The organism is Burkholderia sp. MSMB1459WGS, from assembly GCF_001534535.1.
Classification (GTDB): Bacteria; Pseudomonadota; Gammaproteobacteria; order Burkholderiales; family Burkholderiaceae; genus Burkholderia.
In genome coordinates this window covers 306,543-330,126 of record NZ_LPMU01000037.1, presented here as the reverse complement: position 1 = coordinate 330,126, position 23,584 = coordinate 306,543, and the positions used below count along the sequence as shown (strand labels likewise).

The following is a 23,584-nucleotide window of genomic DNA, read 5'->3' as shown; positions in this document are numbered from 1 at the left end:
CGCGCAGGCCACATTTCGTCCGGATCCGATTTGAATTTGTGCCGAAGCGCGCTAATTTGTTGCTTTACCTGCGATTGCGCCCCATGAACGTCGACTATCTCTTCTACCGGAAGCCGAACAAACCCGGCCCCTATTCGCTCGACGATCTGGGCGACGTCGCGCCGCCGATCGGCCCGGGCGACCTGGTGCGCGCGGGCATCGCGCGCGTGTTCGAACAGATCGACTGGCAGGAATCGCCCGACGTGCCGGGCGCGTGGTTCGGTACGGGCGGCGCGGTTTTCCAGTTCACCGTCGAGCCCGACGGGCGCGTGACGAGCTTCATGGGCTCGCGCCTCGAGCGCCGCTCGATGCTCCAGCTCACGCGCGAAATGGGGCTCATCGCGCTCGATCTGCAGCGCGACATCGTTTACGGCTGACGCGCCGCGCGGCGTCGATTCGCCGAAGCGGGCCGCACGGGCGCCCAGACGGCGCCCGACACCCCGCCCCACATGGCGCGCGTCCGCCATCGAACTTCAAAGATTGCTATACTTTCGGCCAATTCCGGCTTCCGGCCGGTAATTTGTGCCTGTCTGCGTCGATCGTTCGCATATCTCGCACGCATTTGACGCCCTGACCATCCCAGCCGGGCATGGCTTCTTCAATCGCCCCGCGTGGGTGTCTCCGTGGAGCTCGTCTTGGCCGTTTCCCATTCCGTCGTGGACGAACAAGAAACCGACGCCGCTGCCGTCACATCGGGCAGCTCCTTCTATCTGGCGATGCGCATCCTGCCGGCCGTGCAGCGCGATGCGATGTTCCAGGTCTACGCGTTTTGCCGCGCGGTCGACGACATCGCCGACAGCGACCTGCCGCGCGCCGAGCGCAACGCGGGCCTCGATCGCTGGCGCGCGGACATCGACGCATGCTTCGCCGGCCGCCCGCCGCGCCACCTGGCCGCGCTCGATCGCGAGATCCGCGCGTTCAACCTGCAGCGCGCCGATTTCCACGCGATGATCGACGGAATGGCGATGGACGCGGAGCAAGACATCTGCGCGCCCGACGAGCCGACGCTCGACCTCTTCTGCGATCGCGTGGCGAGCGCGGCCGGCCGGCTGTCGGTGCGCATTTTCGGGATGCCGGAAGCCGAAGGGATCGCGCTGTCGCACCACCTCGGCCGCGCGCTGCAACTGACGAACATCCTGCGCGACATTGACGACGACGCGGCGATCAACCGGTGCTACCTGCCGCGCGAACTGCTCGCGCGCGAAGGCATCGCGATCACGGATCCGGCGACGATCGTGCGCGATCCGGCGCTGCCGCGGGTGTGCGCGACGCTCGTCGAGCGTGCGCTCGAGCACTTCCGTCAGGCCGACGCGGTGATGGACACCTGCCCGCGTGCGCAGGTGAAGGCGCCGCGCATCATGTCGGGTGCCTATCGCTGCATTCTCGACGCCGCGATCGCACGCAGCTTTGCCGCGCCGCGCGCGCCGCTGCGCAAGCCGAAGGCGCGCATGCTGATGATCGCCGCGCGCTACGCGCTGTTCTGAGTCGACCGACGCGATGCCCAGAACCGTCCACGTGATCGGCGCAGGACTCGCGGGCCTGTCGGCCGCGGTCGAGCTGCAACGTCGCGGGCGGCGCATCGTGCTGCACGACGCGCACGCACACGCGGGCGGCCGCTGCCGCTCGTGGTTCGACGGGACGCTGAACACGACGCTCGACAGCGGGCTGCACACGGTTTTCGCGGGACAGCCCGCGACGCAGCGCTACCTGCGCGCGATCGGCGCGGCCGATCAGCTCGCGGGGCCCGCGCTGGCTGAATTCCCGGTCATGGACATCGCGTCGCAGCAGCGCTGGACGCTGCGTTTCGGCAACGGCCGCTGGCCGTCGTGGCTGTTCGATGCCGCGTCGCGCGCGCCGGGCACGACGCCGCTCGACTACCTCGCGCTCGCCCCGCTCGCGTTCGCGCGCACGGGCCGCTCGCTCGCGCAGACGATGCGATGCGACGGCGTGCTGTGGGATCGCTGGCTGCGGCCGTTTTTCGTCGGGGTGCTGAATATCGAGCCGCGCCACGCGAGCGCCGAGCTCGCGCGCGCCGCGCTGTGCGGCACGTTTGCGGCGGGCGGGCCCGGCTGCCGTCCGCTCGTCGCGCGTCGCGGGCTCGGCAGCGCGTTCGTCGAACCGGCGCTGCGGATGCTGCAGCACGGCGGTGCACAGATTCGCCTGAATTCGCGGCTCGACGCGTTCGAATTCGGCGCGTACGGCAATGCGGTGGATGCGGTGTCGGTCGGCGGCGAGCGCATCGATCTCGCGCCGGGCGACGCGGTCGTGCTGGCCGTGCCGCCCGAAGTCGCGCAGCCGCTCGTGCCCGAACTCACCGCGCCCGACACGTTCAGCGCGGTCGTGACCGCGTATTTCGCGGTCGAGAAGCCGGCCGGCGATCCGCTGCAGACGACCGTCGTCAACGGTGTCGTCGATGCGGTGCGGACCGGCGACGGCCTGCTCGCGGCGACGATCCGCGATGCGGGCCGCTGGCTCGACATGCCGCGCGACACACTCGCGCGGCGCATTTGGGAAGACGTCGCGCGCGTGAGCGGCGCGAACCCGGAAACCATCCCCGCGTGGCAGATTGTCGTCGAGCCGCGCGCGGGCTTTGCGGCGGTGCCGTCGCAGGAAATGAAACGTCCGGCCGTGCGTACGCGCTGGACCAATCTTGTACTCGCGGGCGACTGGATTGCCACCGGCTTGCCCGCCACGATCGAGGGCGCGATCCGCTCCGGCCAGCTGGCCGCGGACGTGCTCCAGACGCAATAAACAGAGGGACCGATGAACGATCTCACCGAAATGGCTACCTTGTCCGCCGGCGCCGTGCCGGCCGGCGTCGACGCGGCTGTCGCGCGTGCGACCGACGCGCTGCTGGCCGCGCAGCAACCGGACGGGCACTGGGTCTACGAACTCGAAGCCGATTCGACGATTCCCGCCGAATACGTGCTGCTCGTCCACTATCTTGGCGAGACGCCGAACCTCGAGCTCGAACGGAAGATCGGCAAATATCTGCGCCGCATCCAGCAGGCCGACGGCGGCTGGCCGCTGTTCACCGATGGCGCGCCGAACATCAGCGCGAGCGTGAAGGCGTATTTCGCGCTGAAGGTGATCGGCGACGACGAGAACGCCGAGCACATGCAGCGTGCGCGCAAGGCGATCCATGCGATGGGCGGCGCCGAGATGTCGAACGTGTTCACGCGCATCCAGCTCGCGCTGTACGGGGCGATTCCGTGGCGCGCGGTGCCGATGATGCCGGTCGAGATCATGCTACTGCCGCAGTGGTTCCCGTTCCACCTGTCGAAAGTGTCGTACTGGGCGCGCACCGTGATCGTGCCGCTGCTGGTGCTGAACGCGAAGCGTCCGCTCGCGAAGAACCCGCGCGGCGTGCGCATCGACGAGCTGTTCATCGATCCGCCCGTCAACGCCGGGCTGCTGCCGCGCCAGGGGCACCAGAGCGCCGGCTGGTTCGCGTTCTTCCGCGTGGTCGACCATGCGCTGCGCGCGGTCGACGGCCTGTTCCCGAGCTATACGCGCGAACGCGCGATCCGTCAGGCCGTGTCGTTCGTCGACGAGCGCCTGAACGGCGAGGATGGCCTCGGCGCGATCTATCCGGCGATGGCCAACGCGGTGATGATGTACGACGTGCTCGGCTATGCGGAAGACCATCCGAACCGCGCGCTCGCGCGCAAGTCGGTCGAGAAGCTGCTCGTCGTGCATGACGACGAAGCGTATTGCCAGCCGTGCCTGTCGCCGGTATGGGACACGTCGCTCGCCGCGCATGCGCTGCTCGAAACCGGCGATGCGCGTGCGCAGGAAGCCGTGCTGCGCGGCCTCGAATGGCTGCGCCCGCTGCAGATCCTCGACGTGCGCGGCGACTGGATCTCGCGCCGCCCGAACGTTCGGCCCGGCGGCTGGGCGTTCCAGTACGCGAACGCGTACTACCCGGACGTCGACGATACGGCCGTGGTGGTGATGGCGATGGATCGCGCGCAGAAGCTCACGCAGTCGGACACGTATCGCGAATCGATGGCGCGTGCGCGCGAATGGGTCGTCGGCATGCAGAGCAGCGACGGCGGCTGGGGCGCGTTCGAACCGGAAAACACGCAGTACTACCTGAACAACATCCCGTTTTCCGATCACGGCGCGCTGCTCGATCCGCCGACGGCCGACGTATCGGGCCGCTGCCTGTCGATGCTGTCGCAGCTCGGCGAGACGCCGCTGAACAGCGAGCCGGCCCGCCGCGCGCTCGATTACATGCTGAAGGAACAGGAGCCGGACGGCAGCTGGTACGGCCGCTGGGGGATGAACTACGTGTACGGCACGTGGACCGCGCTGTGCTCGCTGAACGCGGCCGGCCTGACGCCGGACGATCCGCGCATGAAGCGCGCTGCGCAGTGGCTGCTGTCGATCCAGAACAAGGACGGCGGCTGGGGCGAGGACGGCGACAGCTACAAGCTGAACTACCGCGGATTCGAACAGGCACCGAGCACGGCGTCGCAGACGGCGTGGGCGCTGCTCGGCCTGATGGCGGCCGGCGAAGTGAACAATCCGGCCGTCGCGCGCGGCATCGACTACCTGGTCGCCCGGCAGAACGAAGAAGGCTTGTGGGACGAGACGCGCTTCACCGCGACCGGCTTCCCGCGCGTGTTCTACCTGCGCTACCACGGCTATCGCAAGTTCTTCCCGCTGTGGGCGCTCGCGCGCTACCGCAACCTGAAGCGCGCGAACGAGACGCGCGTCACGGTCGGGATGTAACGCGTGGGCATGTCACGGCACAACGGCGCATTGCCCGTCATCGCGGTGACGGGGATGGCGTTCGAGGCGCGCATCGCGCGCGGCCACGGCGTCGAGGCCGTGTTCGCCGCGCGGGCCGACCGGCTCGAGCGCGCATTGACCGATGCGACCGCGCACGGTTGCGCGGGCATCGTCAGCTTCGGCACGGCGGGCGGCCTCGCGCCGGATTTGGCGCCGGGCGCGCTCGTGATCGCGAGCGCGATCGACGGGCCGTTCGGCCGCGTGGAGACCGATGCGGGCTGGAGCACGCGGCTCGTCGCCGCGCTGCACGACACGCCGTTGTGGGCGCGGGTCGCGCGCGGCACGGTCGCGGCCGTCGGGGCACCGGTCGTCGGCGAACAGGACAAGGCGTCGCTGCATCGCGCGAAGGGAGCGCTGGCCGTCGACATGGAGTCGCACATCGCCGCCGCGTTCGCGGCCGCGCGCGGCGTGCCGTTCGCGGTGTGTCGCGCGATCGTCGATCCGGCGTGGCGCACGCTGCCGCGTGCGGCAACGGCCGGCCTGCGCGACGACGGCAGCACGGCGATCCTGCCGATCCTGCGCGAATTGCTGAAGCAGCCGTCGCAGCTCGGCCCGCTGCTGCAGGTCGCCAGCGACGCGCGCGCGGCGCGCACGACCCTGATCCAGGCGCGGCACGCGTTCGAGCGGGCGGGCGCGATGCGGATCGTCTGAGCGGCACGCACCGCCGCCGTCTTCCCCCCGCTTTCCGGTCCGCCGTTTCGCGCGGACAAAAAAAGAGCGCTGCACACATGCAGCGCTCTTTGCTTTTGCGCGGCCGCCGTTGTGGCGTTACTGCGCGGCCGGGCTGCTCGCGGGCAGCGTCGGCATCGCCGGCGCGATCGGCGCGCCGTTGGCGGCCGGCGTTGTCGTCGCACCGGCCGAAGCGGCCGCCGGTGCAGCCGCCGACGCGGCGACCGGCGCGGTAGCCGGTGCGCTTGCGGGCATCGCATTGTCCGCGCCCGGATCGTCGTATTGCGGCAATCCCGGCGCGGCCGGTGCGTTGTTCGGCGCGGCGCCCGATGCGCCGCCCGCATCGCCCGGATCCTCGTAGTTCGGCAGCCCCGGCACGCCCGGCGCGGCCGCCGGCACGGCACCCGATTCGCCCGGTTCGTTGTAGCTCGGCGGCGCGGCCGACGCCGACTGGCCCCGGTACGTCAACGACTTGCGCTGCTGCAGGTACGCGTCGCGCACGAACGAATACGGGTCGAGCGCGGCCTGCTTCAGCAGGTCGGTCGCGCCGAGCAGGTCCGAGCGCGCGCTGATGAACTGCGCGATGTACATCGGATTGCGCGCGGCCGGCTCGATGTAGTTCAGCAGGTTGAAGCGCACGTCCACCGCGCGGCCGACGCCGTCGCGGATCGTGCTCGGCCCGAACACGGGCAGCACGAGGTACGGGCCGGACGGCATGCCCCAGCGCGCCATCGTCAGTCCGAAATCCTGATGATGCTTCGGCAGCCCGGCCGGCGTCGCGATGTCGATCAGGCCGGCGACGCCGAACAGCGAGTTCATCGCCACGCGCATCAGATCCTGCGTCGCATCGGTGATGCGCAACTGCAGCAGGTTGTTCGCCATGTTGCCGAGATCGCCGAGGTTCGAGAAGAAGTTGCTGATCGCGGTGCGCACCGGCGTCGGCGTGATCTTCTGGTAACCCTTCGCGATCGGCACCGCGATGTTCGAATCGACCGTGTCGTTGAACTTGTACATCGCCCGGTTCATCGGCTCGAGCGGGTCGTTGGGATTGCGGTTCGGTCCCGTCGCGCAGCCGGTCAGCATCGCGCTGGCGGCGACGGTCGCCGCAATGATTCGCACCTTATTCATTGATTCCTTGCGATTGGTTCTTGGCGCGTTTGACGCGCGGTTTGCCCATCAGGACGGGCTGGAACACCACGGCGCCGATCAGCGTACAGGTCAGGGCCAGCGCGAGCAGCTTGCCCATGCTCGACGTGCCCGGATGGTGCGACAGCCACAGGCTGCCGAATGCGGTCGCCGTCGTCGCGGCGCTGAACAGCACGGCGTGCGTGAGGCTCGAATGCAGCAGCCCCGTCTGCCCTGCGCGCCACGCCATCACGAAATACACCTTGAACGCGACGCCGACGCCGAGCATCAGCGGCAGCGCGATGATGTTCGCGAAGTTCAGCGACATGCCGAGCACGACGCACATCTCGAGCGTCACGATGCCCGACACGAGCAGCGGCACCAGCGTGCGCAGCACGTCGCCGAAGCGGCGCAGCGTGACCCACAGCAGGATCGTGATCGAGATGATCGACCACAGCGCCGCGTGCAGGAACGCGTTGATGATCGTGTCGGCCGAATGCAGGATCGAGATCGGCCCGCCGGTCGCGCCGGGTTCCGCGGCCTTCACGGCCTTGGCGAAACGGCGCAGCATCGTGTCGTCGTTCGGGTCGACGCCCTTTGGCACCTTCGGCGAGATCTGCACGAGCGCGTGGCCGTCCGGCGCGACCCAGTCGCGCACGACCTGCGGCGGCAGCGATTCGCGCGTGATGTCCTGCGGCTGCAGCAGCGACGCGAGCTGGTTGAGCGCGATGCGCAGCGTATCGGAGAACGCACGTTCGGCACGGTCGCGCGTCGCGCTGTCGGCGGCGGCGAGCTTCGCGAGCGACGCGGACAGGTGCTGCGCGGCCGCGGCGCCCGGGCCCGGGTGATCTTCGGCCGCATAGCTCAGCAGGTCGGACACGCGCTTGAGTGCGGCCACGCGTTGCGCGTCGGTCGCGGGCGGCGCGGCCGGCTGCGTCAGCGCGGGCAGCAGCTCGCTCGCGGCTCCGGCGATCGCCGCGCGCTTGGCCGGCTGGTCGGCGGGGATGAAGGTCGACAGCGTTGTCGTGCGGCCGACTTCGGGCAACGCGTCGAGGCGCTTCGCGGCCGCATCGGCTTGCGCGAGCGACGGCGCGAGCAGCGTGACGTCGTTGACGGCGGCTTGCGGCGAATCCTTCAGCGCGAGCAGCGTCGCCATCGATTCGCTGTTCGGATCCTTCAGATGCAGCGGGTTGAAGTCGAAATGCAGGAACGCGAGTAGCGGCAGCGCGCCGATCACGACCGCGAGCGTGCCGATCAGGATCGGCTTGCGATGGCGATCGAGGTAATCGTCGACCGGCGCGAGCCACGGAAAACCCGGCGTCTTCGATTCGCCCGGCGGCGCGAACAGACGCAGCAACGCGGGCAGCAGCGTGAGCGTGGTCAGCAGTGCGACGAACATCCCGACGCCCGCGATCAGGCCGAGCTCGGATACGCCGCGATAGGCGGTGGGAATGAACGAGAAGAAGCTCGCCGCGACGGCCGCGGTGGCCAGCGCGAGCGGCATGCCCATCGAGTGGGCGGCGCCGATCAGCGCGTGATCGATGCGCGCGTCGCGGAAGCGTTCCTCGCGGTACTTCACGCCGTACTGAATCGAGAAGTCGACGCCGAGGCCGACGAACAGCACCATGAACGCGACCGAGATCATGTTCAGCGAGCCGACCATCGCGAGGCCGAGCGCGGCCGTCACGACGAGGCCGACGAACAGCGTGACGAGCACCGAGCCGATCATCCGCTTCGAGCGCAGCGCCAGCCACAGGATGACGAGCACGGCGAGCAGCGTGAGCGCGCCGTTGAGCGCGGCGCCGTCTTCGACCGATGCGAATTCGTCGTCGGCGAGCGGCTGTTCGCCGGTCAGGCGCACGGCCGCGCCATAGCGTTTTTCGAGGTCGAGCGAGCGGGCCGCGTCGCGGATCACCTGGCTCGTTGCCGCGCCGGCCTTCAGCGCGCCGTAGTTGACCACCGGCTGCACGGTGACGAACGCGCGCGCGGGCTGCCGCGCAGCATCGTTGTCGACCAGCGCGCGCCACGAGAACGCGGCCGGCTTGCCGGCCAGCACGTCGTCGACCGTCGCCGCGCTGCGCGCGAGCAGCTTCGCCATCGCGGGCAGTTTCACCTGGCCGGTCAGGAGCGGCTGGCCGAGCGTGGTGGACAGCGTGGTGGCGAGCCCGGCGAGGCTCGGGTTCTTCGCGAGTTCGTTGACGAGCGGGCGCGCGCTCGCGAGTTGCGCGGTCGTATCGGAGACGTCCTGCGGCGACAGGAACAGCAGCCCGTTGTGCTCGAAGAACGGCCCGCCGCCCGGTTCGGCGACGGGGCCGATGCGGCCGGCGGCGGCGTCCTTCTGCAGTGCTTCGGTCAGCGCATGCGCAGCGGCCGTCGCGAATTCGGGCGCGGGCGCCTCGACGACCGCGAGGATCGTGCCGTTGCGTTGCGGGAACGCTTTATCGACGGCCTTGCCGAGCGCGGCCCATTGCGGTTCCGCATCGACGAGCTTGCTGATGTCGGTGTTGATCTTGAAATGCTGCGCGACGTAGACGCCGCTGAAGGCGGCGATGACGAGCGACAGGACGACGACCCAGACGGGGCGGCGCACCGACCACGCAACGAGTCGGACGATGAGAGATGTCACCATGTGGCGGTGGGGAGCGGCTGGCTAGGGCAAAGTAGCCAAGTATACCGGCGCGGCGTGGCGACGGTCGTGACGTCGTGGAGATTCGGGGCGGGAAGGATATTTGCTCCAGACGTGGCAAACGGATCGCGCGACCGGCTCATTTGTATGGGGATATTTACATAATCGGCGCGGCGGTGCGTCGACACCTCGCTCGCTCGCCTGTGACAAACGGCGCTGAAAGGTAACAGTCGGTCACCGGGCGGCACCGCGGCGTCAGGCCCGGTATACTTTGCTCCACCGGTCGATGCAAAGCGCCGGCCGTTTTTTCCCATCGAGTGCGAAATTCGTATGAAACGTCATTTGTTTGCTTTCGTCGCGGCGGCCGCCGTGTCGGTTTCCGCTTTCGCGCAGAGCGCGCCGGTCGATGTCGTCCGCACCGCGGTCGAGGGCACCGTCAATGCGATGAAGGCCGATCCGGCCGCGCGCGGCGGTGACATGGCGAAAATCACCCAAGTCGTCGAGCAGCGTTTCCTGCCCGTGACGAACTTCGAGCGCACGACCCGCATTGCGGTCGGCGACGCGTGGAAGCAGGCCACGCCGCAACAGCAGCAGGAGCTGTACAAGCAGTTCCGGTTGCTGATGACGCGCACCTACGCCGCGTCGCTCGCGCAGCTCGGCAACCAGGACGCGAAGTTCTCGTTCAAGGCCGGCGGCGCGTCGGGCGCCGACGCGCTCGTGCAGTCGACGGTCACGACGCCGGGCGACAGCCAGTCGGTCGGCTATCGTCTGGGCAAGGTCGGCAACGACTGGAAGATCTACGACATCGACATGTCGGGTGCGTGGCTGATCCAGGTCTACCAGGGCCAGTTCAAGAGCCAGATCGCGACGGGCGGGATCGACGGGCTGATCGCGTATCTGCAGAAGCACAATTCGCGGACGAACTGACGGCTGCTGCGCGTCGTTCGGATGTATGGAAGGCGCCTTCGGGCGCCTTTTCTGTTCGTAGGTCGGTCGAGCGGTAGAGAGGGGATGGGTTACTGCGCGCTGCTGACTCAGCGAATTACCTACGAAGCGAGAAAAAACAGCATCGTAGCGGTAATCAATGTGGCCAAGGAGCACGGTACCTTTTGCGGTGTTGCCCGTCGCCGCCCTACTCTCCAGCTCGCGAAGGCAAACTCAAGCGATGGCCCAATCAGAAACCCGACTAGCAGAGCGACAAGCGGCCACGGCGGTGAGCACAGGTCGATCTCATGGCAACCGGCCCAGCCCGAAGGCAGGCGCAAGCCGATATGAATTCGCTAGTTGATCCGGCTTCCGATCCAGCATGCGAGCCAAGTCGCGATCAGGCCGGCGATCCAGTACAGGGGCGAGTATCCGACGCGTCTCATTTTGCATTGCCCGTAGGCCGGATGGTTAACGGGATTTCCTGCGAGTCACGACAACTGCGGCGGCCATTGCGAAAATTAAAAACAATCCGCCCCATGCGGCGAAAAACAGATTCGCGATCTCCGGGTTCGTGTCGAAGAGGCTTCCCTTGCCGCGCAGGACGAATGCCCCGTACACGTAGAGCGCTCCCCAACAGATCATTGTCGCGAGTGCCCCACCGACAAGTGCGCCTACTACCACAGTCACGAGTTTCATTGAACGGGAAAAAACAAGATAGTTTTCGAATTTCGGAAATCCGACCAGATGCCCGGTAAGACTATATTCTATGAAATCCGCACGCCCGAGCCGAAGCCGGTGAGTTTGCTCCCGTTCCAGAGGTCGATGTGACCGCCACTCAAGTTGTCTGGTGAGTCGCCATCCTGCAGCCAATAGCCGTCGAAGAATATGCTTCCGGTCCGCCCGGATACCTTACGCGCCCAATTCGGTCCCGTGATGTTCTCGGGAGCCAGTACGCCCGCGACCGGCCGCAGCTTCAACCACTCCGCGAACTCGTATGCGCGAGTCGCGGTCGGCTTGCCGTCGATTAGAAGTCGGCCCAGCGTCGGTTTGCCCGGCATCGGCCGAACCTGTTTCTGCGAAAACGACTTCATTGCGATGCCGACCTTGTGCAGCGTCACACTTATCCGGATCGCACACTGGTTCTTGTACTGTCCGTTCGGATCATCGTACGGGTTTCCGTGCGGGTAGTTGTTCCAGAGTTCGGAAAACGTCACGGACTTCAACTCGACTACCTTGTGCGATTTCGGCACGGCGGTCGTCTTCACGGCTGTCCTCGGGTTCGGCATTATGCGTCCCCGCTCAGTCACGCACTCGAATGCGCGGCTCATGAAGATGTCGTCCGCTGCGGCAAGCGAAAGGATTCCATCGCCCCAGGGTGAGGTCGATTGGACAAGTATGAAATTGGAAGGTGAATTGCGCGTCGCGCGAGCAATCCGGGCGCGCTTGGCCTACCGCCGCCGATGCTCGACCGCGAACTTGATCAACTCGGCCTGCCCTTCGATCTCCAGCTTGCGTTTCAGGTTGAGCCGGTGCGTCTCGACCGTGCGCACCGACAGCCCCGTCTGTTGCGCGATCTGCTTGCTCGACAGCCCTTCGGCCAGCGCGTCGAGGATGTCGCGTTCGCGCGGTGTCAATCGATCCAGCGGCGACGCGGTCGCGCTGGCCTGGATCATCCGCGCGGCCAGCCCTTCGCTGAAGAACGTCTGCCCGGCCAGCACCGCGCCGATCGCGCGGACGATCTCGCTCGCGGGCGAATCCTTCAGCAGATAGCCGCTCGCGCCGGCGCGCACCGCCTGCGTCACGTACTCGATGTTGTCGTGCATCGACAGCATCAGCACGCGAATGCCCGGAAAACGCTCGTGGAACACGCCGGCGAGCGTGATGCCGTTCATGCCGTTCATGCCGACGTCCATCAGCGCGAGATCGGGTTCGAGCGACGCGGCCAGCGCGAGCGCCTCGTCCGCGTTGCCGGCCTCGCCGACCACCGACAGGTCGGCCGCTTCGAGCCGCATCCGCAAGCCGTCGCGCACGAGCGGGTGATCGTCGACGAGCAGCAGTCGGGCGGCGGGACGGGCGGTATCGGGGGCGCTCATGGGCAAAGGTCTCCGGTTGGGGGGCGCGTGCTCAGGCGGCGGCGCGCTGCAGCGGCACACGTGCGGCCACGACGGTATGGCCGACCTGCGACGTGATCGACAGCGTGCCGCCGAGCGCGTCGAGGCGCTCGCGCATGTTGCGCAGGCCGATACCGCGGCGCGCGTCGGCCTGCGAGCGTTCGGCGTCGAAGCCGCAGCCGTTGTCGGCGATCGTCAGCGTGACGGTTTGCGCGCCGACGTCGAGCGTGACGGCCGCGCGCGACGCCCGCGCATGATGCACGATGTTGCTCAGCGCTTCCTGCGCGATCCGGAACAGCGCGGTGTTGACGGCTTCGGGCAGCGGCCGCGTGCCGCTGTGCGCGACCTGCGTATAGCCGATGTCGATGCCGCTTTCGGCGCCCAGCTCGCGCACGAGTTGCTCGAGCGCGGCCGCGAGGCCGAGATCGTCGAGCATCGACGGCCGCAGCGCATGCGAGATGCGCCGGACTTCGCGCAGCGTGTCGCCGAGCCGCCCGACGCCCGACGCGAGCGCCTGCTCGGCTTCGGGCATGCGCGACGTGCCGCGCTCGAAGCGCGCGAGCGCGGATTCGAGCATCAGCTTCGCGGACACCATCATCTGGCTGATCCCATCGTGCAGTTCGCGCGACAGCCGCGCCCGCTCCTGCTCCTGCGATTCGACGACGCGCTGCGCGAGCAGCTTGAGCTTCGCATCGGCGCTGCGCGACTCGCTGACGTTCAGCACCAGCGCGCACACGGCGATCGCCGCCGCGCCGGTGAGCGCGATTGCGGTGAGCCAGCTCATCGTGCGCTCGATGTTCGCGGACGCGCGCGCGTCGATGCGCTGCAGTGCGGTGTCGACGTCGTCGAGATAGATGCCGGTGCCGACCATCCAGCCCCAGCGCTCGAGCGCGACGACGTAGCCGAGCTTCGGCGCGACGCGGCCCGTCGACGGCCGCTGCCATGCGTAGCGCACGTAGCCGCCGCCCTGCGAGGCCGCGCCGATCAGCTTCTGGATGGTCAGCGCGCCTTGCGGATCGCGCATCGACCAGAAGTTATGGCCGACACGCTCGGGCTCGCGCGGATGCATCAGCGAATTGCCGTGCAGGTCGTAGACGAAGAAATAGCCGTCGGGGCCGAAATCCATCTTCTGCAGCATCGCGAGCGCCTGCGTGCGCAGCAGCGCGTCGTCGCGCGCGTTGCGGCCGCTCGCGTCGTAGAGCGGCATGATCGCGCTGGTCGCGAGCTCGACGTAGTGTTTCAGTTCGACTTCCTTGCTCGACAGGTACGCGGCCTGGATCGTCGCATGCTGGGTGCGCGCGAGCGACGTCGCCTGCTGGCGCACGCCGAAGCCGATGCCGGCGATCGCGAGCAGGAACGGCACGATGGCCAGAAGGAAGATCTTTGCCTTGAGTCTCATGGTGGTGCGAAGCGGCGCGGCCGGCCAGGCGCGGCCGGCTAGGCGCCGCGGGCCGGGTGCATCGGCCGCGCGGCGGCGCGGTGGCACGGTGGCGTATCGAGCCGGTATTGTCGACGATTTTGCAGGCGGACGGCGGCCGCCCCCGCTGCCTGGACGCTCAGGCCCGCCGCGATTCGAGATCGTCGGCCAGCGTGGCCGCCTGCACGACGACGCGATTGCGCCCGCCTTCCTTCGCCCGATACAGCGCATCGTCGGCACGCTTGAGCGCGGCCTGGATGTTGTCGTCGCGTTCGGGATAGCTGGTCGTCACGCCGATGCTCACCGTCAGCCGGCCGACCGTGCCGGCGTCGTGCCGGATGCCGAGATCGATGATGCCCCTGCGGATCGTTTCGGCGATCGTTACCGCGCCGGCCGTGTCGATGTCCGGCAGCACCACGACGAATTCCTCGCCGCCGTAGCGCGCCGCATGGTCGGCCGGGCGGCGCAGGCAGCCGGCGACGCAGTGGCCGACCGCGGCGAGCGCGTCGTCGCCGGCCTGGTGGCCCTGCGTGTCGTTGTAGCGCTTGAAGTCGTCGACGTCGATGAACAGCAGCGACAGCGCATGTTGCGAGCGCGCCGCGCGGCGCCATTCGCGCGCGAGCGTGACGTCGAGCATCCGGCGGTTGTCGAGGCCCGTCAGGCCGTCGGTGCGCGCGAGCGCCTGCAGCTCGGTTTCCGCGCGATGACGCTTGCGCAATTGCACGTCGAGCAGCAGCGACAGGCCGACGAAGCCGATCGCGAGCGCGGCCATCGCGGAGCCGATCGGGATCGCACGGTCGTACCATGCGGCGTAGGTGTCCGCTTCCGAGCGCGCGACCATGACGATGAGCGGCAGGTGTTCGAGGTGCCGGAAAACGTACAGGCGCCGCACGCCGTCGATCGACGCGGTATCGGCGAAGCTGCCTTCGCTGGCGGTCATGAAGTGCCGGAACGTGCTCGCGCGGCTGATGTCGCGGCCGACGATTTTGGGGTCGTACGGCTCGCGCGCGACCATCTTGCCGTCCGTGTTGATCAGCGCGACCGAGCCGCGATCGCCGAGCGACAGGCGCGAGAACAGGTTCTGGAAATATTCGAGCCGGATCGACATCACGGCGACGCCGCCGAACGAGCCGTCGGGCCGCGTAATGCGTCGGCTGAGTGCGATGCTCGGCGAGCCGCCGCGCAGCCGCGAATGATACGGATCGCTGACATACAGGCCGACGTCGGGCCGGTCGCGGTGCACGGTGAAGTACGGCTCGTTGCCGAAGTTGGCCTGGCGCGGCACGTCGCTCTTGCCGTCGACCGCGATGTCGCCTTTCGCGTCGAGCACGTAGATGCCGCCGAGGTACTTGGCCGTCGTCGCCCGGTCGAACAGCACTTGGCGGCGCAGCGGCATCGGCAAGGCGACGACCGCGGGGTCGTTCATGCCTTCGACGACGGCCTGCAGCGACAGCGAATAGATCTCGATGTTGCGTTCGATGTCCCACGACGCCATCAGCGCGAGGTTCTGTTGCATGCTGCGCGAGCGGTCGCGCGCGTCGATCCGGCCTTCGTACAGCACGATTCCGCACAGGAGCAGCAGGATCAGCGCGATCAGCAGCCCCGTATAGAAAATCAGGTGTGGCAGCAGGAACCGGCGCAGATGAGCGGCGACACGACTCGTCAGGCCGGATTCGCTGGGCATTGCGTAGTCGGTTTCTGCCATGGTCCGTGGATCGGGGGCATCGTCGCCGCGCGGCGGGCCGATGCGATTGTTCGTATGACTACCGGTGGCGATCCGGTGCGCAGCCCTTCCCGTGGATGCGTTGCGTTCAGCGGAGAAAACGGGTACCGATTATCGGCAATCGCGGCCGGATAAACCGATGAATCCTGTATTCACAGGTAACGTCTGCTGCAATTCGACGGTCCGACGAATCGCGCGATGCGAATGCCACGGAGTATAACGCGCGTGTTTGCGTGCGCGGAAAATGTCGCAAGCTGTTGATCAGGGTCAAATTACGGCGTAATCCGGCGCTTGCCGATATCGGGCGGAGCGTTGCGGCGCAAGGCTTTGCGGGGCGGCGGGACAGGTCGCGCGGCAAACGGTTGCGGATACCGGCGGATTAACGGCCGGCGGCATCGTCCGCGAAAGCGCGCGACAGGCGCCCATTATCGGTTTCAACGGTCGGGTGAACGCGAATATGAAAACGGGCAGCCGCGAGGCTGCCCGTTTCGCAAGACCGGCGTGCAGCCGGCGCCCGGCATGCGGGAGCGCCCGCATGCGCAGGATCATGCGCCGTGCTGTTGCGCCTTGAACGCGAGCCGGAACCGGTGCAGCAGCGGCTCGGTATAGCCGCTCGGCTGCGACGTGCCTTGCAGCGCGAGCGCGCACGCGGCCTGGAACGCGGTCGACTGGTCGTAGCCGGGCGCCATCGGGCGATAGTTCGGGTCGCCGGCGTTCTGCTGGTCGACGACGCGGGCCATCCGCTTGAACACGTCGAGCACGAACGCCTCGGTGATCACGCCGTGGCGCAGCCAGTTCGCGATGTGCTGGCTCGAAATGCGCAGCGTCGCGCGATCTTCCATCAGGCCGACGTCGTGGATATCCGGCACCTTCGAGCAGCCGACGCCCTGTTCGACCCAGCGCACGACGTAGCCGAGGATGCCCTGCGCGTTGTTCTCGACCTCGCTCAGGATCTCGGCCTCGCTCCACGCGGCGCGCTCGACGACCGGCACCGTCAGCAGCCCTTCGAGCAGCGCGTCGCGCTCGCTCGCGTACGGCGTCTTCTCGAGTTCCTGCTGGACGGCCTGCACGTCGACGAGGTGGTAGTGCAGCGCGTGCAGCGTCGCGGCGGTCGGCGACGGCACCCACGCGGTGTTCGCGCCGGCGCGCGGATGCGCGATCTTCTGCTCGAGCATCGCGTGCATCAGGTCCGGCATCGCCCACATGCCCTTGCCGATCTGCGCGCGGCCGCGCAGGCCGGCCGACAGGCCCGCGAGCACGTTGTTGCGCTCGTACGACTGGATCCACGCCGACGATTTCATGTCGCCCTTGCGGATCATCGGGCCCGCTTCCATCGCGGTGTGCATCTCGTCGCCGGTGCGGTCGAGGAAGCCGGTGTTGATGAACGCGACGCGCGCGGCGGCCGCGGCGATACACGCGGCGAGGTTCACGCTGGTGCGGCGCTCCTCGTCCATGATGCCCATCTTCAGCGTGTTGCGCGGCAGGCCGTACAGATCCTCGATGCGCGCGAACAGCGTGTCGGCGAACGCGACTTCGGCCGGGCCGTGCATTTTCGGCTTCACGATGTAGATCGAGCCCGTGCGCGAATTGCGCTTGGCCTTCAGGTCGTGCAGCGCGCACAGCGTCGTGACGACGCCGTCGAGGATCCCTTCCGGAATCTCGTTGCCGTCGCGGTCGAGCACCGCGCCGTTGGTCATCAGGTGGCCGACGTTGCGCACGAACAGCAGCGAGCGGCCGTGCAGCGACAGCGTGCCGCCGGCCGGCGTCGTGTACTCGCGATCGGCGTTCAGGCGGCGCGTGAAGATCTTGCCGCCCTTCGCGACTTCCTCGGCGAGCGTGCCCTGCATCAGGCCGAGCCAGTTGCGGTAGAGCTGGACCTTGTCGTCGGCGTCGACCGCCGCGACCGAATCCTCGCAGTCGATGATCGTGCTGACCGCGGCTTCGAGCACGACGTCCTTCACGTTCGCGAGATCGGCGCGACCGATCGGCGTCGACGCATCGATCTGGATCTCGAGGTGCAGGCCGTTGTGCTTCAGCAGGATCGCGGACGGCGCGTCGGCCGCACCCTGGTAGCCGACGAACTGCGCGGGCTGCGCGAGATGCACGACGCCCTTGCCGGTTTCGACCGCAAGCTGGCCGTCCTGCACGCGGTAGCGCAGTGCGTCGCGGTGCGAGCCGCTCGCGAGCGGCGCGGCGTTGTCGAGCACGCCGCGCGCGTAGTCGATCACGCGCTGGCCGCGCGTCGGGTTGTAGGCCGACGTGCGTTCGGCGCCGCCGTCTTCCGGCAACGCGTCGGTACCGTACAGCGCGTCGTACAGGCTGCCCCAGCGCGCGTTCGCGGCGTTCAGCGCATAGCGCGCGTTCGACAGCGGCACGACGAGCTGCGGGCCGGCCTGCGTGGCGATCTCGCTGTCGACGTTCGCGGTGGCTGCCGCGACGTTCGACGGGACCGGCACGAGATAGCCGATTCGTTCGAGGAATGCGCGATACGCGGCATGGTCGCGTACCGGGCCGGGGTGCGCGCGATGCCACGCGTCGAGTTCCTGCTGCAGGCGGTCGCGCTCGGCGAGCAGCTCGCGGTTGCGCGGCGCGAGATCGTGCACCAGGGCCGAGAAACCGCTCCAGAACGCGGCCTTGTCGATGCCGGTGCCCGGCAGCGCTTCGTTTTCAATGAACTGGCTCAGCGCTGGCGCGACTTGCAGTCCTGCTTGGTCGATCATCGTGAATCCTCCCGGGGAATGAAAAACGCGTGCGCGGCTTGGCTGGTTATTCCGCGACGCTGCGTGTGCCGGCGCGGGCGATCTGCGCGTCCTGTTCGGACTTTACGCCAGACACGCCGATCGCGCCCGTTATCCGGCCGCCGACCGTAACCGGCACGCCGCCTTCGAGCAATCCCGTCAGCGGCGCACTCAGAAACGCGGTGCGGCCACCGTTGATCATATCCTCATACGCCTTCGTGTCGCGACGGCCGAGCGCCGCCGCACGCGCCTTGTCCTGCGCAAGGTAGCTGCTGGCCGGCGATGCGCCGTTCAGCCGCGCGAACGCGAGCAGGTGCCCGCCATCGTCGACGACGGCGATCGACACGGCCCAGCCGTGGCGTTCCGCTTCCTCGCGGGCAGCGGCGAGCATGCGCTCGGCATCGGCCAGTTCGAGTTCGGGTTTCGTTTGCATGGCTTTCCTCCGGAATCGGCGGTCAGTCGACCAGCCGGTTGTCGGCGAGCTCGATCCAGTGACGCGCGGGCGTGCGGCCCGCGCCGTTCAGACGAGTCTGGCAGCCGACGTTGGCGATGACAATCAGGTCGGGCTGCGCGGCTTCCAGCGCATCGAGCTTGTTGTCGCGGAGTGTCGTCGCGAGTTCGGGTTGCGTCAGCGAATGGGGGCCGGCCGAGCCGCCCATATCCGCCAGGACGAGGCGCGCTGGTGCAGTGTGCTCGTCGACGCGATCCGGTCGCTCGACACGGTCCCGACGCGGGGCGGTGGACATGCGGTTGCGCGGCGGCGCGGGTGGGGCGCAACCGGGACGGTAACCGCTAGAATTGCGGTTTTCGCCCGGAATACGTCCATGTCTTTTGCCTCGCTTGGCCTGATCGAGCCGTTGCTGCGCAATGTGCAGAGCCTCAATTACCAGACACCCACGCCGGTGCAGGCCAAGGCGATTCCCGCCGTGCTCGGCGGCAAGGACGTCATGGCCGCCGCGCAGACCGGCACCGGCAAGACGGCCGGCTTTGCGCTGCCGCTGTTGCAACGGCTGGTGCAACACGGCCCGGCGGTGTCCAGCAACCGTGCGCGCGTGCTGGTGCTGGTGCCCACGCGAGAACTGGCCGAACAGGTGCTGCAGAGCTTCGTTGCGTACGGCAAAGGGCTCGATCTGCGATTTCTGGCCGCGTACGGCGGCGTGAGCATCAATCCTCAGATGATGAAGCTGCGCAAGGGCGTGGACGTGCTCGTTGCCACGCCGGGCCGCTTGCTCGACCTCCATCGCCAGAACGCCGTGCAGTTCGATCAGGTGCAGACGCTGGTGCTGGACGAAGCCGACCGCATGCTGGATCTCGGCTTCGCGCGCGAACTCGACGCGGTCTTCGCCGCGTTGCCCGCCAAGCGCCAGACGCTGCTGTTCTCGGCCACGTTCTCCGACGAGATCCGCACGATGGCGGCGGGCATTCTGCGCAGCCCGGTCGACATCAGCGTCAGCCCGCCCAACGCCACGGCGAGCAAGATCAAGCAATGGGTGGTGCCGGTCGACAAGCGGAACAAGCCGGATCTCTTCATGCACCTGGTGGCCCAAAACAAGTGGGAGCATGCGCTGGTATTCGTCAAGACCCGCAATGGCGTCGATTATCTGGCGCTCATGCTGGAGAAAGCGGGCTACGCGGTCGATACGATCCACGGCGACAAGCCGCAACCCGCACGTTTGCGCGCGCTGGAGCGTTTCAAGACGGGTGAAGTGCAGATGCTGGTCGCCACCGACGTGGCGGCGCGCGGGCTGGATATCGACGATCTGCCGCTGGTGATCAACGTCGATCTGCCGATCGTCGCGCAAGACTACGTGCACCGTATCGGCCGTACCGGCCGTGCGGGCGCCAGCGGTGTCGCGGTGTCGCTCGTGTGCGCCGATGAAGCGCCGCAATTGGCCGCGATCGAAGCGCTGATCCGGCAGACGCTGCGTCGGGAAGAAGAGCCGGGTTTCGAAGCCGAACACCGCGTGCCGGAAACCAGCGCGACGGGTCAGATCGTCAAGAAGCCGAAAAAGCCGAAGAAGCCCAAGGTGCAGCAAGCCGTGCCGGTCGCCAAACCGGGGCCGGGCAAGAAGCCGCATACGCAGGGCGGCGAAGGCAAGCGCAAGTCCGGGGCGCAGCATGCGACGGCCACGGGTGCCGGCAAGGGTCCCGACTACACCATCGGCAGCCCGTTCAGCGTGCAGAAGCCGCGCAGCAAACCGGCGGCCAAGCCGCCGGCGGGGAAGGCTGCGGGCAAATCTGCCGGCGGGCGTGGCAAACCTGGCAAACCGTCCAGGTAGACTGAACCCTTCCCTTTCAACGTGCCCGATACGATCGAACCGTCCGATGCAGTGAACGCATACGGGCGGTTCGGAACCGCGCTGCCGGTTTTCTCGCTCGCGACCTGAAACCGCGTGCGATAGCGGCTTCCCCGCGTGACCCATGATGGGCGATGACTGAAGTGAGAGATGGAATGACGACGACATTCGACGAGGCGACAACGGCGGCGATTGCCGCATTTGCCCAACTGGATTTCTACACGGCTGTGCAAGCGATGCGCGCCGAGGCCGATTACGACCACGAACGAGACCAGTGGATCTCGCGCTATATCGACGAGCACGGCGGCGGCGTGGACGATGCGGAATACGACGCCCTGCACGCGCAGGCGCAGGCAACGCCGGAATACGCGGAGTTCATCGAGGGGGTCCGGCGGGAAATTCTGGAGTACTTCGGCGTAACCGACGATCAACTGGACTGCATGGTCGTGCTGCGCGAAGACGACAGCGATGCGCTGTGGGCGGAAGTCAACCGGCAGCGTAGCGCGCTGGGAACCGGTGAAGTGCGCGGCGATCTCTGACCGGGCCCGTCATTCGTCGGCAGGTTGGGGGCGCCATTTGAAGATCGGCTCCGAGCCACGTATCGAATGCTCGCCTGTCAATCAATCTTCTCGCGCCAGTCGTAGCAGGATATCGGCGAGGGCTCGAATTTTCGGTTGTGCCGCCCGTTGGGGCGGATAGACGAGGAAGTAGGAAAGGCCGTCTTCAGCCACATCCTCGAACGGTGTCACGAGCGATCCGGCACGGAGTCGGTCTCGCGCCATTCGCGGGTCGCCGATTGCAATGCCGTGTCCTTCCGTCGATGCCGCGAGCGTCAATTCGAGGGTATCGAATACGAGCCCGCGTCCCGCATCGATCTGGCGTGCCCCCACGTGATCGAGCCAGCATCGCCACTCTGCGCGGCTGGGCCCGGGATGGAGCAAATCGACATGCGCAAGGTCGGCAACGGATCGCAGCGATGTCGCCAATGCGGGCGCGCACATTGGCGTGAGCCGCTCGGGAAACAGCGGTACCGCGTCCATACCGGTCCACTGCCCCGTGCCCCGCACGATGATGGCGTCGACGTCGGACGTGGCGAAATCCGGCGTGTCGTCCGCGGATGTCGAGAGACGCAGCTCCGTCCCGCTCATCGCGCGATGAATGTCCGGCAGCCGTGGGAGCAACCAGCGAACGGCGAACGTGGACGGCAACTTCAACGTGAGCACCGAGGTCGCCCGTGCATAGGCATCCGCATGCCTGACCAATCGCGCGAGCACGTCGACCGCGACCGTCAGCAGTGCATTGCCTTCCGGCGTCAACGTCAGCCCCGATACATGGCGCACGAACAGTGCGCATCGGTAATGCGTTTCCAGCTGCTGTATCTGGCGGCTCACTGCGCCTTGCGTGCGGCATAGATGATCCGCGGCCTTGCTGACGCTGCCCAGCTGCGCCGCGGCGACGAACGACTGAATCGCCGCCAGCGGCGGGAGCGGGCGCGTCAGATCGGCCAGCGGATATGCATGCGCCGCATACCCGGGTTGCAAATTTTTCGATTGTTCGGTCATCGGTGCGTCGCTATCGTGCGTCTACCGGATGCCCTGTTCTCGCGAATGAACGGGGTCGTCGACGAATGATCGGAGGATAATTTTGGGCTCAACGTCGGAATCACTCTACACGGAACAGGTTCGCGCTTACCTTCGGGAACTGGAGCGAGGCGACGTCTGCGCCATTTGCGCGCTATTTACGCCGGACGCGCGGATTTTCTCGCCATTTCTCGGCTGGATGCATCCCGAGCCCTTCTTTTCGAAGGTCGCTGCCGCATCGGGAGAAAGCAGGATTACACCGATCGATATCTGCGTCAGCACGAGCGGGGCTCGACGTGCGACAGGTTACTTCATCTACGACTGGGGCCTGAAAGACGGTTCGGTGGCGCGCTTCGAGTGCGTCGACGTGTTCGAGTTCGACACGGCGGGGCTCATCGAACGGATGATCATCGTGTACGACACCTATCCGATTCGCAGTACGGTCGGCGACAAGTATGCCTAGTTGAATCGATGTCGGGCAAAGTCGCGCCCTGACGCCCACGCGCGTCGAAGCCGAGCGACGAGTGTAATCGGTCGATGGCGTTGAAGCCTGGACGGCGGGCCAGGTTCGCCAGGGGACCCTACCCGAATCCGCAACAGAATCCGCAAAAAAAAAGCCCGCCGAAGCGGGCAACCTCACGATGCGGAGGGGGAGATACGAAGACGCAGCCGGCGCGCGTTCAGCCTTTCGTCGCGCCGAACGTGAGCCCCGCGACGAAATGCCTCTGCATCGCGAAGAACATCGCGACCGACGGCAGCGCGGCGAGAATCGACCCGGCCGATACGAGATTCCACGACGTCGTCCATTGCCCCTTCAGCGCCGCGACACCCGCCGTGATCGGCGCCGCCTCGTCGCCTTGCGTGAGGCACAGCGCCCAGAAGTAATCGTTCCACACGAACGTGAACACGAGAATCGCGAGTGCGGCCAGCGCCGGCCGGATCAACGGCAGCACGATTCGCCAGAACACCGTCCATTCGCCCGCGCCTTCGATGCGCGCCGCCTCGATCAGCTCGAACGGCAACTGCTTGATGAAGTTGCGCAGGAACAGCGTGCAGAAGCCCGTCTGGAACGCGACGTGAAACAGGATCAGCGCTTCGACGGTATTGAACACGCCGAGCCGCAGCGACAGGTCGCGCACCGGAATCATCAACACCTGCACCGGCACGAAATTGCCGGCGACGAACGTGCCGAACAGCGCGGTATTGCCGCGAAACCGATAGGTGGCGAGCGCGAAGCCGGCCATCGCCGCGAGCGCGATCGAGCCGATGACCGACGGCACGGTGATCTGCACGCTGTTCCAGAAGTAATGCAGCATCGGCGACGTGGTCAGCGCGTCGCGATAGTTCTCGATCATCGCGAAGCGGCGCGGCCAGCCCCAGTAATGACCTTCGACGAGTTCCTCGGTCGAGCGCACCGACGTGACGAACACCGCGATCATCGGCAGCAGCCAGACGAGCAGCGCGACGGGCAGCGACAGCTTGTACAGCCGGCGCGATACCGGCTTCCAGTGGGCAACGGGTGTCGGAAACATGAT

At 67.3% G+C, this 23,584-nt stretch carries 19 protein-coding genes and 1 pseudogene; 9 read left to right on the top strand and 11 right to left on the bottom strand.

Annotated features, from left to right (window positions below; translation table 11 throughout):
* Nucleotides 1-83 precede the first annotated feature (83 nt).
* From WT97_RS15815 to WT97_RS15795, 5 genes are all read left to right on the top strand, one after another.
* Nucleotides 84-416 carry a hypothetical protein gene (locus tag WT97_RS15815; protein ID WP_059499600.1) on the top strand — a complete coding sequence of 111 codons (333 nt, stop codon included), beginning with the start codon at nucleotides 84-86 and terminating at the stop codon, nucleotides 414-416.
* Nucleotides 417-674: 258 nt separating this feature from the next.
* The gene (hpnD, locus tag WT97_RS15810; protein WP_060353776.1) at nucleotides 675-1,523 is read left to right on the top strand and encodes a presqualene diphosphate synthase HpnD; all 849 of its coding nucleotides are present in this window, start codon (nucleotides 675-677) and stop codon (nucleotides 1,521-1,523) included.
* A 13-nt stretch (nucleotides 1,524-1,536) separates the two neighbouring features.
* Nucleotides 1,537-2,790: a hydroxysqualene dehydroxylase HpnE gene (gene hpnE, locus WT97_RS15805; RefSeq protein WP_060353756.1), complete on the top strand. Its 1,254-nt coding sequence runs from the start codon at nucleotides 1,537-1,539 to the stop codon at nucleotides 2,788-2,790.
* A 12-nt stretch (nucleotides 2,791-2,802) separates the two neighbouring features.
* A complete protein-coding gene (gene shc, locus WT97_RS15800; protein WP_059499598.1) occupies nucleotides 2,803-4,776 on the top strand; it encodes a squalene--hopene cyclase in 1,974 nt (657 codons plus the stop codon).
* A gap of 9 nt (nucleotides 4,777-4,785) precedes the next feature.
* The gene (locus WT97_RS15795; protein ID WP_059499597.1) at nucleotides 4,786-5,487 is read left to right on the top strand and encodes a phosphorylase; all 702 of its coding nucleotides are present in this window, start codon (nucleotides 4,786-4,788) and stop codon (nucleotides 5,485-5,487) included.
* A gap of 117 nt (nucleotides 5,488-5,604) precedes the next feature.
* Here the strand turns inward: WT97_RS15795 and WT97_RS15790 are convergent, their stop codons facing one another.
* Nucleotides 5,605-6,633, bottom strand: a complete 1,029-nt coding sequence (locus tag WT97_RS15790; protein ID WP_059499596.1) for a VacJ family lipoprotein — start codon at nucleotides 6,631-6,633, stop codon at nucleotides 5,605-5,607.
* Complete coding sequence (locus WT97_RS15785) at nucleotides 6,626-9,259, bottom strand: MMPL family transporter (protein ID WP_060353755.1); 2,634 nt, start codon at nucleotides 9,257-9,259, stop codon at nucleotides 6,626-6,628. Before WT97_RS15785 ends, WT97_RS15790 begins: the two co-directional genes overlap by 8 nt.
* A 327-nt stretch (nucleotides 9,260-9,586) precedes the next feature.
* On the opposite strand from WT97_RS15785, the gene WT97_RS15780 reads away from it, so the two are divergent.
* The gene (locus WT97_RS15780) at nucleotides 9,587-10,183 is read left to right on the top strand and encodes a phospholipid-binding protein MlaC (protein WP_034205827.1); all 597 of its coding nucleotides are present in this window, start codon (nucleotides 9,587-9,589) and stop codon (nucleotides 10,181-10,183) included.
* A 764-nt stretch (nucleotides 10,184-10,947) separates the two neighbouring features.
* On the opposite strand, the gene WT97_RS15770 is transcribed toward WT97_RS15780, so the two are convergent.
* The 7 genes and pseudogenes from WT97_RS15770 to glcF all read right to left on the bottom strand — a co-directional run.
* Nucleotides 10,948-11,448, bottom strand: a complete 501-nt coding sequence (locus WT97_RS15770) for a type VI secretion system amidase effector protein Tae4 (protein WP_306640665.1) — start codon at nucleotides 11,446-11,448, stop codon at nucleotides 10,948-10,950.
* 183 nt (nucleotides 11,449-11,631) lie between these two features.
* A complete protein-coding gene (locus WT97_RS15765) occupies nucleotides 11,632-12,276 on the bottom strand; it encodes a response regulator transcription factor (protein WP_006485936.1) in 645 nt (214 codons plus the stop codon).
* Nucleotides 12,277-12,307: 31 nt separating this feature from the next.
* Nucleotides 12,308-13,693, bottom strand: coding sequence for a cache domain-containing protein (locus WT97_RS15760; RefSeq protein WP_059499594.1), 1,386 nt, complete (start codon nucleotides 13,691-13,693; stop codon nucleotides 12,308-12,310).
* A 157-nt stretch (nucleotides 13,694-13,850) separates the two neighbouring features.
* Nucleotides 13,851-15,416 carry a diguanylate cyclase gene (locus WT97_RS15755; protein WP_060353753.1) on the bottom strand — a complete coding sequence of 522 codons (1,566 nt, stop codon included), beginning with the start codon at nucleotides 15,414-15,416 and terminating at the stop codon, nucleotides 13,851-13,853.
* A 563-nt stretch (nucleotides 15,417-15,979) separates the two neighbouring features.
* On the bottom strand, nucleotides 15,980-18,154 hold the full coding sequence (locus WT97_RS15750; protein WP_060032796.1) for a malate synthase G: 2,175 nt from the start codon (nucleotides 18,152-18,154) through the stop codon (nucleotides 15,980-15,982).
* 46 nt (nucleotides 18,155-18,200) lie between these two features.
* Nucleotides 18,201-18,605 (bottom strand): heme-binding protein, encoded by a 405-nt coding sequence (locus tag WT97_RS15745; protein WP_059499591.1) that lies wholly within the window; start codon nucleotides 18,603-18,605, stop codon nucleotides 18,201-18,203.
* Between the two features lie 22 nt (nucleotides 18,606-18,627).
* A pseudogene (glcF, locus tag WT97_RS15740) lies at nucleotides 18,628-18,825 on the bottom strand (glycolate oxidase subunit GlcF); the annotation flags it as partial.
* A gap of 171 nt (nucleotides 18,826-18,996) precedes the next feature.
* Between glcF and WT97_RS15735 the strand changes: the two are divergent.
* Both WT97_RS15735 and WT97_RS15730 read left to right on the top strand, forming a co-directional pair.
* Entirely contained in the window at nucleotides 18,997-20,451 is a 1,455-nt protein-coding gene (locus WT97_RS15735; RefSeq protein ID WP_059792658.1) for a DEAD/DEAH box helicase, read from the top strand.
* 173 nt (nucleotides 20,452-20,624) lie between these two features.
* Nucleotides 20,625-21,008, top strand: coding sequence for a hypothetical protein (locus tag WT97_RS15730; RefSeq protein WP_060032799.1), 384 nt, complete (start codon nucleotides 20,625-20,627; stop codon nucleotides 21,006-21,008).
* An 81-nt stretch (nucleotides 21,009-21,089) separates the two neighbouring features.
* Here WT97_RS15730 and WT97_RS15725 read toward each other — a convergent pair whose 3' ends face one another.
* The gene (locus WT97_RS15725; protein ID WP_060032802.1) at nucleotides 21,090-22,031 is read right to left on the bottom strand and encodes a LysR substrate-binding domain-containing protein; all 942 of its coding nucleotides are present in this window, start codon (nucleotides 22,029-22,031) and stop codon (nucleotides 21,090-21,092) included.
* An 82-nt stretch (nucleotides 22,032-22,113) separates the two neighbouring features.
* On the opposite strand from WT97_RS15725, the gene WT97_RS15720 reads away from it, so the two are divergent.
* Nucleotides 22,114-22,512: a nuclear transport factor 2 family protein gene (locus WT97_RS15720; protein ID WP_179949778.1), complete on the top strand. Its 399-nt coding sequence runs from the start codon at nucleotides 22,114-22,116 to the stop codon at nucleotides 22,510-22,512.
* A gap of 217 nt (nucleotides 22,513-22,729) precedes the next feature.
* Here WT97_RS15720 and WT97_RS15715 read toward each other — a convergent pair whose 3' ends face one another.
* Nucleotides 22,730-23,581 (bottom strand): carbohydrate ABC transporter permease, encoded by an 852-nt coding sequence (locus tag WT97_RS15715; protein ID WP_060353751.1) that lies wholly within the window; start codon nucleotides 23,579-23,581, stop codon nucleotides 22,730-22,732.
* Nucleotides 23,582-23,584 lie beyond the last annotated feature (3 nt).

Bases quoted from the DNA above. Each gene is read 5' to 3' on its own strand.
- WT97_RS15815 (WP_059499600.1), top strand. From the start codon at position 84: ATGAACGTCGACTATCTCTTCTACCGGAAGCCGAACAAACCCGGCCCC.
- hpnE (WP_060353756.1), top strand. From the start codon at position 1,537: ATGCCCAGAACCGTCCACGTGATCGGCGCAGGACTCGCGGGCCTGTCG.
- shc (WP_059499598.1), top strand. From the start codon at position 2,803: ATGAACGATCTCACCGAAATGGCTACCTTGTCCGCCGGCGCCGTGCCG.
- WT97_RS15795 (WP_059499597.1), top strand. From the start codon at position 4,786: ATGTCACGGCACAACGGCGCATTGCCCGTCATCGCGGTGACGGGGATG.
- WT97_RS15790 (WP_059499596.1), bottom strand. From the start codon at position 6,633: ATGAATAAGGTGCGAATCATTGCGGCGACCGTCGCCGCCAGCGCGATG.
- WT97_RS15785 (WP_060353755.1), bottom strand. From the start codon at position 9,259: ATGGTGACATCTCTCATCGTCCGACTCGTTGCGTGGTCGGTGCGCCGC.
- WT97_RS15780 (WP_034205827.1), top strand. From the start codon at position 9,587: ATGAAACGTCATTTGTTTGCTTTCGTCGCGGCGGCCGCCGTGTCGGTT.
- WT97_RS15765 (WP_006485936.1), bottom strand. From the start codon at position 12,276: ATGAGCGCCCCCGATACCGCCCGTCCCGCCGCCCGACTGCTGCTCGTC.
- WT97_RS15760 (WP_059499594.1), bottom strand. From the start codon at position 13,693: ATGAGACTCAAGGCAAAGATCTTCCTTCTGGCCATCGTGCCGTTCCTG.
- WT97_RS15755 (WP_060353753.1), bottom strand. From the start codon at position 15,416: ATGGCAGAAACCGACTACGCAATGCCCAGCGAATCCGGCCTGACGAGT.
- WT97_RS15750 (WP_060032796.1), bottom strand. From the start codon at position 18,154: ATGATCGACCAAGCAGGACTGCAAGTCGCGCCAGCGCTGAGCCAGTTC.
- WT97_RS15745 (WP_059499591.1), bottom strand. From the start codon at position 18,605: ATGCAAACGAAACCCGAACTCGAACTGGCCGATGCCGAGCGCATGCTC.
- WT97_RS15735 (WP_059792658.1), top strand. From the start codon at position 18,997: ATGTCTTTTGCCTCGCTTGGCCTGATCGAGCCGTTGCTGCGCAATGTG.
- WT97_RS15730 (WP_060032799.1), top strand. From the start codon at position 20,625: ATGACGACGACATTCGACGAGGCGACAACGGCGGCGATTGCCGCATTT.
- WT97_RS15725 (WP_060032802.1), bottom strand. From the start codon at position 22,031: ATGACCGAACAATCGAAAAATTTGCAACCCGGGTATGCGGCGCATGCA.
- WT97_RS15715 (WP_060353751.1), bottom strand. From the start codon at position 23,581: ATGTTTCCGACACCCGTTGCCCACTGGAAGCCGGTATCGCGCCGGCTG.